The sequence below is a fragment of the Micromonospora sp. NPDC023869 genome (assembly GCF_055559695.1).
This window is the reverse complement of record NZ_JBVHKD010000001.1, coordinates 1167651-1177629: the sequence shown is the minus strand read 5'-3', so window position 1 is coordinate 1177629 and position 9979 is coordinate 1167651. Positions and strand designations below refer to the sequence as shown.

Sequence of the window (9979 nt, the reverse complement as noted above, 5' to 3'; positions counted from 1 at the left end):
CCGGCCCACCCCAGGACGTAAACCCCCGCGCGCTGCTCCCATCAGCCCGCACACCCACGGCACCACCACATAGATCAGGAAGGCGCAGGACGTGGCCCGGATCCGCACCATCAAGCCGGAGTTCTTCACGAGCCTCACCGTGGCGAGCCTGCCCATCGAGGCCCGGCTGACCTTCATCGGGCTGTGGACGCACTGCGACGACGAGGGTCGCTGCGTTGACGACGCCCGGCTCATCAAGGCCGCCGTCTGGCCCCTCGACGACCGCCTCTCCACCGACGTCGAACTCGACCTCAAAAGACTCAGTGAGTCCTCACTGATCCTTCGTTACAAGGTGGGCGAGCGCTCATATCTGACTGTCCGAGGGTGGTCTGAGCACCAGCGGATCAACCGCCCGACGAAGAGCAAGCTCCCGCCGCCCCCGAAGGACGACAGACCGCCCCCGGACAGGGAGGACACCTCACCGCCACCTGCGGAAACGCCTGTTCAGAGCACTTCCGAACCCCCGACCAGTGAGTCCTCAGCGCAGCCTCACGCACATCTCACTGAGGACTCACTGGCGGAAAGGAACAGGGAACAGGGAACAGGGAAAGGAACTAACCCCCCGTCCGCTGCGCGGCCGGGCGAGGACGACGCCGTCGAAGGCGAGATCGTCGACACCCCCCGCGCCCTGGCCCTCGTCACCACCGACGAGCCCGAGAACGCCGGACACATCACCAAGCAGTGGATCGACCACTGCACCGCCGGCCAGGTGAAGCTCACCGACACGATCATCAAGCGGTACGCCGCAGGCATCGCCAAGGCCCTCAAGCAGGACTTCCCGCCCGCTCTCATCAAGACCGCGCTCGGCCAGATGCTCACCGACCGCGTCGCCAGCCGACCCGCCCTGCTCGACAACTACCTGGTGCGCGCCCAGCAGGGCCCCGAACTGCCGCCCCGCCGCGCCACCCGCACCGAAGCATCCATCGCCCGCAGCAACGGCAGCAGCAACGCCGCCCTCATCCGCGACGCACTCACGAGGCCCGCATGAACTACGAAGAGGCACAGGCACTCACCGCGATCATCTTCACCGCCTACGACCGCGAGAAGCCCGACGGCATCGACGAAGTGTGGTTCGCCGCCATGCAGGACGTCCCCTTCGACCTCGCCCGCGCCGCCGCCATCCAGATGATCCAACGCTCCACGTTCCTGCCGAAGGTCGCCGAGATCCGGGCCCGCGCCGCCGACCTCAACCGGGAACGGCGCCGGGAGCTCCGCGAAGCCACCGAGCAGAAGGCCATCGAGGCGTACGCCGCTACCGCTGGCCCGCTCCGCGACCGCTCCGCCGACATCCGTGACCTCATCGGCCAGGTCCGCACGGTCATCCCCGACGGCGACCGCGAGGCGCTGATGCCGCGCATCGTCGCGTGGGAGAGGGAGCACCGCCACCACCAGCGCCAGGCAGCCGCCGAGCCGAACCCGGCATACGACCCGCGCATGGCCCCGGTCGCCGAGTGGAACGCCGGCAAGGCCAAGGAGCCTGCGGGCGCCTGGTGGGAGGACGGCGACGCTCGGGAGCGCCACGCGAAGACCCTGCTCGCCGAAGCTGGCCGGCTGCGGCGCCGTGATGACGAGGCGGTGGCCTGATGACCGCCCGCCCCCGCGACCTGACCGACCGCAGTCACACCGACCGGCTGCACCTCGGCCAGCAGCTGCGCGCCCGCCGCGACCGCCTCGGCATGACCCAGCGCGACGTCGCCCGCATCGCCTACATCCACCAGCAGTCCGTCTGCCACGTCGAAACCGCCTGCCGGGACGTCATGTCGTCCACCGTCATCGACATCGCCGCAGCCCTCGACCGCCGCCTCGCTGTCGTCGCCGAGCACCACCTGCCGCTGCTCGACCTCACCCCGGCCGAGATCGTCGCCCTCGTCGCCGCCGCCAGCGCTCACGCCGACGAGTGGGCCGCCGCCGAGGAGTCCGGTCTGCCCGCCGACCAACTCGACCCGCACCTGCTCGCCGCTCTCGCCAAGACCAACCCCGCCGCCTGAGGAGCCCGCCATGACCCACGACCGCATCCCGCTCGGCGACCGCCTCTTCGACCAGGCCGCCGCCCACGCCCACCAGATCCGCGACGCCCGACCCGACCAGCCCGACACCTACCGCGACCACATGGCCGCCGTCGACTACGCCACCGCCGACGCCCGCGCTGTTCGCGCCGAACAGGAGCGCGACGAGCACCTCGCCACCCTCACCGACGTGTGGCACGCCCTCAACACGGCCGGCATGACCGGGCCCGCCACCGCCGCCGACCACATCACCCGCCTCGCCGCCCAGCGCGATGCGGCCCGCACCGACGCCGGCCAGTGGGGTGCACGCGCCGCCCAGCACGCCGCCCAGCGCGACAGCCTCCAGCGCGACCTCAACGGCGCCGGGGCCGAACTCCGCAGCCTCCGCAAGGCCAACGCCGCGTACGTCACCGAGAACAGCCGGCTGCGGCAGCAGCGCGACGAAGCGGTCCGCCTCACCGAATTCCGGCAGCGCGTCAACGACAGCCTCCGCCAGGACCTCTCCGACGCCGGTGACGTCATCGCCGTCGCCCGCGACACCGTCGAGCAGCTCGACCGCGCCCTGGCCCGCTACGACGCCCCCGCCGACCTCGCCGGACCCGTCAACGAGCGAAGGGCCGAGGCGACCGCTAACGCCGTCGCCCCGGCTCCGCCCGCGCGCATGCAGGAGCCCCAGGTCGCCAGCGCCGGACTGGACGACCGGCTCGCCGCAGCCCTCACCCACGCCATGCGCCGACTCGGCGGCGACGGCATCACACCTAAGACCTGGGACGGCTGGACTGCGCTGCTGGCCGAGCACGCCGCGAAGGCCGAGGGCTGACCGGTGAACGCCCAACAGCTCGTACTCCCCATCCCCGTCGCTGGCCGCTGCGGCTACTGCAAAGGCCCGTTGGTGCTGCAACCAGCCGGCGACGCTGCCTGCCCTCACTGCCGCCCACGCCTCGCCCAGATCGGCACCGCTCTGGAGTGGGTCGCCTTCCACCGCGCCATCCGCCGCCGTACCGCCGCCTGAGGGAGCCTCATGTCGTCCCCGCACCACCTGCACGCCACCGCCGCCGCCGCGAGCCTCCACGACGCTCTCAGCGGGCTGGAGGGCCACGCCCTGGCGGCAGCCCGCGACGCCATCGTGGGCACCAGCGCCTTCCACGACATCCCGCTCGCCTCACCGGCATGGGGCCGCCGCCACGCCCTCGGCGGCCACGGCGACCCCACCGCCAGCATCGCCCTCGGCGCCTGGGCACCCGGCGCACCCGACCCCCACGCCGCCCTCCTCGGCGACATGCTCCGCCAACTCGACCAGGCCGCCGCCCACCTGCCGGGCGCACCCGGACAGGATCCACTCACCCGCATCCGCCGTGCCATCCCCGCCATGAGCGTGCACGCCGCTACTCGCACCACCGAGGCGCTGGAGCACCTCGACCGCGCCGCCCGCCGCCGGCTCGGCGTGTCCGCCCCGTGGCGGCACCTGACCGGCCGCGAATGCCCGGCCTGCCGAGAGCGGCTGATGTACGAGCTGGCGTGCGTGCCCGAGCCCCGACCGGTGCGCTGCCAGGCCGCCGACTGCCGCTGCACCGGTGCCGGCTGCCGGTGTGGGATGCCGGGCGCGGTGGAGGGCGTGCAGCACATCTGGCCCCGCGACGCGGTGATCGGCGCGGTCGCGGGGGCCACACCGAGCCCGACCAACTGACCCGTACCGACCCGAAAGGACCCGCCATGCCCGCGACCCTCGCCCCCGACCAGGTCTGCCGCTACTGCACCGCCCTCGCCGACAGCAGGGACCCCCGCCACACCACCACCCCCGAACTCTGCCGACTCATGCACCGCGACGAGCCCCACATCTACGCCCTCGCCGCCGCCCTCGCCCGCGCCCTCACCGACCCCCACCCCACCGACGCGCAGATCGGCGACCTGCTGACCGACGCCGACCAAATCGTCTACGGCTTCCCGGTGCCGCCGACCGAGTGGCACGTCGAGTTGCTGCCCGAGCACGAAGACGACTGGGACCTGGACGTGGTGACCCGGCTGTCCATCAACGGCGTCCCGCACGCGGTGGACACGGACAACAACCTGGTGCCGCTTGCCCTGACCGCCTGACCCGCACCGACCGAAGGAGATCGCCATGCCCGTCGAGACCAAGAACTGGCAGACCCGCTGCGACTGCTGCGGCAGCGTCTACGGCGAGTACTGGGACACCGAGAACGACGCCAAGGCGTATCACGCCGAAGGGGGCGGTGTCTGCGACGACTGCGCCGGACACCAGCCCGCCTGACCCGTTGTCGGCCCGGGGCGTCCGTCCCGGGCCGACACCAACCCGAGAGGACCGACCGATGGCCAAGACGGTGAGAGGCAGGCCGGGCACCACCCACTGCGGTCGCTGGATCAGCGTGCCCATCGGCGAGCGCTACGGGTGGGTGAGCCGGCTTGTATGCGTCCGCACACCACACAAGCGGGGTTCGCACCGATCGCAGTCCGGGTGGTACTGGGATTGAGGTCAGCGCGGATGCCACCAGAAGTGCCGGTCTGGAGGCATTCCGGTCCGGCACCCGATACCAGCCACTAAACGGTTAGATCCACAAACCTGCATCGTCAGAACTGACATTCCCGCGAACCAGAAGACAGGAGGCCCGAGTGATCACCATCGACGGTCGCGAGTGGGGCACCGCCGCCGACCTCGCCGCAGCCCTCGGCGGAGACGTCACCGAGGCCATGGTCCGCCGGTGGCGTGACCGCAAGGGCCTCACCACCCGCGCCGGTTACAGCCCGCTGGACGAGACGGCCCGCATCGAACGTGACGTGCGACTCGGCGGACGCGGTCGGCCGCGTCGAGTTGACGTTGGAGAGCCGGCCGCTGCATGATTTGTTCACACGGCCACGCAGGTGGCCAGTGCCCACAGCCCGGTTGAGCCCCCACGGCTCCCGGGCTGGCTGCGTTCTGGGACGAGACGCAGGCAGGGGTGCGGGGAAGAGCGGGCAGGCCGGAAGTGGTGCTCCGGCCTGCCCGCACACCGCCGTCGTCCACCTGACAGCGGGGGATGATCACAGCCCCCACCATGGGCGGATGTCCCAAGACCCCCACGAAGCAGCCACCCGCGCCCACAACGCCGCCGTCTGGTCAGACCGCCTCGCCACCGCACACCTCTGGCTCTGGGGACTCCTCCTAGGCGTACCCCTACTCGCCATCTGCGCCTGCTGCGGATGGTCCCTCACCAACTAGACCCAGGGGGCACCAGTGCCCCGATCCCGCCACCGCACAGGCCGCCCCTACCGCACCGCCCGCGCACGGATGTTCGCCATCTACGGCCACACCTGCCACCTGTGCGGACACGACGGCGCCTACACAGCCGACCACCTGGTGCCCGTGAGCCTGGATCCTGGCCAGCGCATCGACCCCCACGACATGCGCCCAGCCCACGGCACGCGCGGCGCAGCACCACCCAACCCCTGCCCCACCTGCGGCCGACTCTGCAACCAAGAACGCGGCAACAAGCCACTCGATGGGCTGTTCACACCAGCACTCGAATGGTGAGTTTCAGCAGGTCACAGGGGAGGGGCGGTCAGAATCGCTCGGCACAGCGGCAGGGAGATCCCACGCCCACAGCTCCCGTCTCTCCCCCCGCGCTGGATCTTGGAGGCGGCTCGTGGCGTTGACCAACGCGCAGCGCCAGCAGCGGTATCGCGACCGGAAGCGCGCTGAGCGGCAGAAACAGCCGCCTGTTACGCCGCCCGTGACGGACCCGGAGCCGCGTAACGCCGTTACGGAGACACCGGACCTGGGGCGGCGCGGCCGGTGGCTCTGGCAGCAGGTGACCGAGGAGATCTCCGAGCTGCGGCCGACGGAGCGGGTGACGCTCGAAGAGGCGTGCCGGGCGGCGGACCGCTTGGACGTGCTCGACCGGATCCTGCGCGGTGACGAGGACGCGTGGATGCGGCTGCACTCGGCCTCCGAGGACGGGTCGGTCGTCAAGGTGGTCCTCAACAACGCGCTGGCGGAGGCGCGCCAGCAGCAGACGACGCTGGCGCGGCTTCTGGCCGAGCTGCGGCAGTCCCGGGCCACCGGCGCGGGTGGTAAGCCGGGTGCGTCCCGGCGTGCGGGTACCGGTGTGAGCCGCCCACCGGCGGCAGGCAAGGAGGGCGGTGGTGTCGTTGCTGACCTCGCCGCTTGGGTTGCCGGGAAGTCCGCGACCGCGGGTTGACACCCACGCCCCGTACGAGACGACGTACGGTCCGGCGGCGGTGCGGCTCGCCGAGGCGGCGGGACTGTTCCTAGACCCGTGGCAGCAGGAGTCGCTGCACCGGATGCTCGCCGTCGACGAGTTGGGTAAGTGGCGGCACTTCGAGGTGGCCGAGTTGGTGGCCCGGCAGAACGGCAAGGGCTCCATCCTGGAAGCCCGGGTGCTGGCCGGGTTTCTGCTGTTCGGCGAGCGACTGATCATGTGGTCGGCGCATGAGTACAAGACGGCGATCGAGCTGTTCCTGCGGGTGAAGCAGCTCATCGGCACGCTGATCGAGGCCGGCGAGCTGGACGGCGCCGACATCAAGGTCATTCACACTAACGGTGAGCAGGGCTTCGAGCGGTTCAGTACGGGTCAGCGGGTCAAGTTCATCGCCCGCAGTAAGGACAGCGGCCGGGGGTTCTCCGGCGACCTGAACGTCATCGACGAGGCGTACGCGTACACCCCGGCGCAGCAGTCGGCGCTGATGCCCACGATGTCCGCTCGCACGAACCCGCAGATCGTCTACGCCTCCAGCCCTCCGTTGGACGGTGCGTCCGGCGAGGTGCTGTACGCGCTCCGGGAGCGCGGCGACCCGGCAGCCCCACGTCCGGCCGACGCACCGCCGTGGCAGCAGGACGAGTCCCTCGCCTACCGGGACTGGGGTGCCGCAGGTGACCTGGAGAACCTCGACGGCGTCGACCTCGGCGACCCGGACCTGTGGCGGGCCACAAACCCGGCCCTGGGCGTGCGGATCACCGAGCAGTTCGTGGGCCGCGAGTTCCGGGCCATGTCCCGGGAGCACTTCGCCCGCGAGCGGCTGGGTATCTGGCCGCGCCGGGCGACGGGCCGGTCCGGGGTCATTCCGGACGAGGTGTGGCGCGACCAGGTCGACCCGGCGGCGAAAGCGGGCCAGCCGGAGCGGATCGTGCGCCCACGCGACGTGGTGTTCGTCGTCCAGGTCAACGCGACCCGCTCGCACACGACGATCGCGGCGGTCGGTATCCGGCCGGACGGGTCGCTGCTGGTGTCGATCGTCGACCACCGGGCCGGCACGCACTGGGCGCCGTCGAGGCTGGCGGCGTTGAAGGAACGGCACAACCCGCTGTTCATCGTCGCCCAGGACAAGGGTCCGACGGGCTCGCTGTTCACCGGCCTGGCCGACCTGGGGATCACCGAGGCGGAGGACCGGGAGCGGCCACGTCGCGGGGATCTGGTGGTGCCGTGGGCCGCCGACGTGGCGGTCGCGTACGGGCTGTTCCTCGACGCGGTCGTCGACCAGCAGCGGCTGTTCCACCTCGACGAGGGCCCGCTGAACGTGGCGTTGGCCGAGTCGGCGACGCGGGCGCTGGCGGGCGGCACGGCGTGGGACTACACGGTGACGTCGGCGGGCCCGCTGCTGGCCGTGACGTTGGGCGTGTGGGCGGTGCTCGCGGTGAAGCTGCCGCCGGCCCGCCGGTCGGCGTACGAGGACACGGAATTGACGGTCGTATGACCAGGGAGGGGGCCGGATCGTGCTGACCGTACGCCGGCGCACCATCGTCGTGAACCTGGTCGACGGACACACCACGCTGGTCGGCATGCGGCGCTGGTCGTGGCCGTGGCAGGTCCGGCTGACGGGCGCCCAGGTGCATCGCGGACCGGGCCACCCGGAGCAGCCGGTCGACGGGACTGTGATCGTGCCCCGGCATCGGGTCGACTGGATTCAGGTGGTGGGCTGATGGCGTTCGCCGTTTCCGCTGGCCGCCTGCGGGCTATCGGGCCCACTCCCACTGCCTCGGTCTGGCCGAGCTACGCGACACCGCTGGGCACCGGCGGCAATGCGATGACGTACGCGGCGATCTACCGCGCCCAACCGGCCGTCCGCACGGTGGTGGACTTCCTGGCCCGCAACCTGGCGCAGCTCGGACTGCACGCGTACCGGCGGATGGCCGACGACGACCGCCGCAGGCTCACCGACCACCCGATCGCGACGCTGCTGGCTGCACCGAACCCGACGACCACCACCTACCGGCTAATCCGGGCGCTGGTGTCGGACCGGGCGATCTTCGATGACGCGTACTGGGTGAAGCTGCGCGCCGAGGGCGGCCAGCCGGTGGGTGTGCGTCGGCTGCCTCCGTGGCGGGTCGAGGCGCTCGGCGCGGACTGGACCGACGCGGAGAAGTACCGGCTGCACGGCTCTCACGGGCACATCGACCTGGACCGCGCCGAGATCGTGCACTTCCGGGGCTACAACCCGGACGACTCGCGGGTCGGCTGCGCACCGATCGAGGCGCTGCGGCAGGTGCTCGCCGAGGAGTACGCGGCGGCGCAGTGGCGTGAGCAGATGTGGTCCAACGGTGCCCGGGTGACCGGCTACATCGAGCGGCCGGCCGACGCGCCGGAGTGGTCGGCGCCGGCCAAGGAACGGTTCCGGGCAGGCTGGCAGGCCCAGTACAGCGGCAACGGTCCACACGTCGGCGGGACGCCGATTCTCGAGGACGGCATGAAGTTCGTGCCAGCCAGCATCAACCCGAAGGAAGCGCAGTACGTCGAGTCGCGCAAGCTGACCCGGGAGGAAGCCGCAGCGGCGTACCACATCGCGCCGCCGCTGGTCGGGATCCTCGACCACGCGACGTTCTCCAACATCCGGGAGCAGCACAAGCAGCTCTACCAGGACACGTTGGGTCCGTGGTGCGCCGAGATCGAGCAGGACATCGGCTTGCAGCTCGTCCCGGACCTTCCGTCGAGCCGCCGGGTGTACGTCGAGTTCGAGATCCGCGAGAAGCTCCAGGGCTCGTTCGACGAGGAAGCCGCCATGTTGCAGGCCGCCGTCGGTGGCCCGTTCATGCTCCGCGCGGAGGCCCGGGCGCGGATGAACCTGCCCCGCATCGACGGCGCGGACGAGCTGATCGTGCCGCTGAACGTGCGGGTCGGCGACGAGGAGCCGCCACCGACTGAGCCCGAGCAGCCTGCGCTGCCCGCCGGAGAGCCCGGCACCGACACCAACACCGGGGAGGGGCCCGATGAGGACTAAGGCGTTCCCGGCGCACGTGAAGGCGGCCGGCGAGCAGGACGGGCTGGCCGCCGGCCAGTTCGAGGCGATCGTGTCCGTGTTCGGCAACGTCGACCACGGCGGTGACGTGGTCATGCCGGGCGCGTTCTCCCGCACGCTCACTGAGTGGAAGGCGGCCGGCGACCCGATCCCGGTGATCTGGTCGCACCAGATCGGCGACCCCGACTCGCACATCGGTGTGGTGGTCGACGCGGCCGAGCTGCTCGCCGGTGACGAGCGTCTGCCGGAGAAGCTGCGCAGCCTCGGTGGCCTGTGGGTGCGCGGTCAGCTTGACCTCGACGAGCCGCGCGCCGCGAAGGTTCACCGCCTGCTCAAGGGGCGGCGGGTCAAGCAGTTCAGCTTCTCGTACGACGTGCGGGACGGCGCGCTCGGTGAGCGTGACGGCGACCCGGTGTACGAGCTACGCGACCTCGACCTGTTCGAGGTCGGACCCACCCTGCTCGGCATGAACGCCTCCACCGACCTGGTCGGGGCGAAGGCCGGCACCTGCCCCACCTGCGGGCAGCCTGACAGCGTCAAGGCCAAGCCAGCACCGGCCCCCGACGACACCGAGCCCACGCCTGCCACCGCGCAGGCCCCGGCGACGCCCGTCGAGCCCACCCTGAGCCCCGCCTCCGTCCTGCTGTCGTTCCAGGTCGACGCACTCGCGTACGACCTCGACTGACCAA

Annotated in this window: 14 protein-coding genes; all 14 read left to right on the top strand. The window is 71.4% G+C overall.

Annotated elements, in window-relative coordinates:
• The first annotated feature begins 91 nt into the window (after nucleotides 1–91).
• The gene (locus ACZ31C_RS05220; RefSeq protein ID WP_465794254.1) at nucleotides 92–1027 is read left to right on the top strand and encodes a hypothetical protein; all 936 of its coding nucleotides are present in this window, start codon (nucleotides 92–94) and stop codon (nucleotides 1025–1027) included.
• Entirely contained in the window at nucleotides 1024–1623 is a 600-nt protein-coding gene (locus ACZ31C_RS05215) for a hypothetical protein (protein WP_465794253.1), read from the top strand. Before ACZ31C_RS05220 ends, ACZ31C_RS05215 begins: the two co-directional genes overlap by 4 nt.
• Nucleotides 1623–2027 (top strand): helix-turn-helix domain-containing protein, encoded by a 405-nt coding sequence (locus ACZ31C_RS05210; RefSeq protein WP_465794252.1) that lies wholly within the window; start codon nucleotides 1623–1625, stop codon nucleotides 2025–2027. Before ACZ31C_RS05215 ends, ACZ31C_RS05210 begins: the two co-directional genes overlap by 1 nt.
• Nucleotides 2028–2037: 10 nt before the next feature.
• Nucleotides 2038–2865, top strand: a complete 828-nt coding sequence (locus tag ACZ31C_RS05205; protein WP_465794251.1) for a hypothetical protein — start codon at nucleotides 2038–2040, stop codon at nucleotides 2863–2865.
• A 201-nt stretch (nucleotides 2866–3066) separates the two neighbouring features.
• Entirely contained in the window at nucleotides 3067–3732 is a 666-nt protein-coding gene (locus tag ACZ31C_RS05200; protein WP_465794250.1) for a hypothetical protein, read from the top strand.
• Nucleotides 3733–3758: 26 nt separating this feature from the next.
• Nucleotides 3759–4139, top strand: coding sequence for a hypothetical protein (locus ACZ31C_RS05195; RefSeq protein ID WP_465794249.1), 381 nt, complete (start codon nucleotides 3759–3761; stop codon nucleotides 4137–4139).
• A 25-nt stretch (nucleotides 4140–4164) separates the two neighbouring features.
• Complete coding sequence (locus ACZ31C_RS05190) at nucleotides 4165–4314, top strand: hypothetical protein (RefSeq protein WP_465794248.1); 150 nt, start codon at nucleotides 4165–4167, stop codon at nucleotides 4312–4314.
• A 359-nt stretch (nucleotides 4315–4673) separates the two neighbouring features.
• Complete coding sequence (locus ACZ31C_RS05185; RefSeq protein ID WP_465794247.1) at nucleotides 4674–4901, top strand: hypothetical protein; 228 nt, start codon at nucleotides 4674–4676, stop codon at nucleotides 4899–4901.
• A 202-nt stretch (nucleotides 4902–5103) separates the two neighbouring features.
• Nucleotides 5104–5259 (top strand): hypothetical protein, encoded by a 156-nt coding sequence (locus ACZ31C_RS05180; RefSeq protein ID WP_465794246.1) that lies wholly within the window; start codon nucleotides 5104–5106, stop codon nucleotides 5257–5259.
• Between the two features lie 424 nt (nucleotides 5260–5683).
• Nucleotides 5684–6238, top strand: coding sequence for a hypothetical protein (locus ACZ31C_RS05175; RefSeq protein WP_465794245.1), 555 nt, complete (start codon nucleotides 5684–5686; stop codon nucleotides 6236–6238).
• The gene (locus tag ACZ31C_RS05170) at nucleotides 6183–7751 is read left to right on the top strand and encodes a hypothetical protein (protein ID WP_465794244.1); all 1569 of its coding nucleotides are present in this window, start codon (nucleotides 6183–6185) and stop codon (nucleotides 7749–7751) included. Before ACZ31C_RS05175 ends, ACZ31C_RS05170 begins: the two co-directional genes overlap by 56 nt.
• A 19-nt stretch (nucleotides 7752–7770) precedes the next feature.
• Nucleotides 7771–7977, top strand: a complete 207-nt coding sequence (locus ACZ31C_RS05165) for a hypothetical protein (RefSeq protein ID WP_465794243.1) — start codon at nucleotides 7771–7773, stop codon at nucleotides 7975–7977.
• Nucleotides 7977–9272, top strand: coding sequence for a phage portal protein (locus tag ACZ31C_RS05160; RefSeq protein WP_465794242.1), 1296 nt, complete (start codon nucleotides 7977–7979; stop codon nucleotides 9270–9272). The genes ACZ31C_RS05165 and ACZ31C_RS05160 overlap by 1 nt, the downstream gene beginning before the upstream one ends.
• Complete coding sequence (locus ACZ31C_RS05155; RefSeq protein WP_465794241.1) at nucleotides 9262–9975, top strand: HK97 family phage prohead protease; 714 nt, start codon at nucleotides 9262–9264, stop codon at nucleotides 9973–9975. The genes ACZ31C_RS05160 and ACZ31C_RS05155 overlap by 11 nt, the downstream gene beginning before the upstream one ends.
• Nucleotides 9976–9979 lie beyond the last annotated feature (4 nt).

Excerpts from the sequence above, each read along its gene's own strand:
- ACZ31C_RS05215 (WP_465794253.1), top strand. The coding sequence starts at position 1,024 with ATGAACTACGAAGAGGCACAGGCACTCACCGCGATCATCTTCACCGCC.
- ACZ31C_RS05210 (WP_465794252.1), top strand. The coding sequence starts at position 1,623 with ATGACCGCCCGCCCCCGCGACCTGACCGACCGCAGTCACACCGACCGG.
- ACZ31C_RS05205 (WP_465794251.1), top strand. The coding sequence starts at position 2,038 with ATGACCCACGACCGCATCCCGCTCGGCGACCGCCTCTTCGACCAGGCC.
- ACZ31C_RS05200 (WP_465794250.1), top strand. The coding sequence starts at position 3,067 with ATGTCGTCCCCGCACCACCTGCACGCCACCGCCGCCGCCGCGAGCCTC.
- ACZ31C_RS05195 (WP_465794249.1), top strand. The coding sequence starts at position 3,759 with ATGCCCGCGACCCTCGCCCCCGACCAGGTCTGCCGCTACTGCACCGCC.
- ACZ31C_RS05190 (WP_465794248.1), top strand. The coding sequence starts at position 4,165 with ATGCCCGTCGAGACCAAGAACTGGCAGACCCGCTGCGACTGCTGCGGC.
- ACZ31C_RS05180 (WP_465794246.1), top strand. The coding sequence starts at position 5,104 with ATGTCCCAAGACCCCCACGAAGCAGCCACCCGCGCCCACAACGCCGCC.
- ACZ31C_RS05160 (WP_465794242.1), top strand. The coding sequence starts at position 7,977 with ATGGCGTTCGCCGTTTCCGCTGGCCGCCTGCGGGCTATCGGGCCCACT.
- ACZ31C_RS05155 (WP_465794241.1), top strand. The coding sequence starts at position 9,262 with ATGAGGACTAAGGCGTTCCCGGCGCACGTGAAGGCGGCCGGCGAGCAG.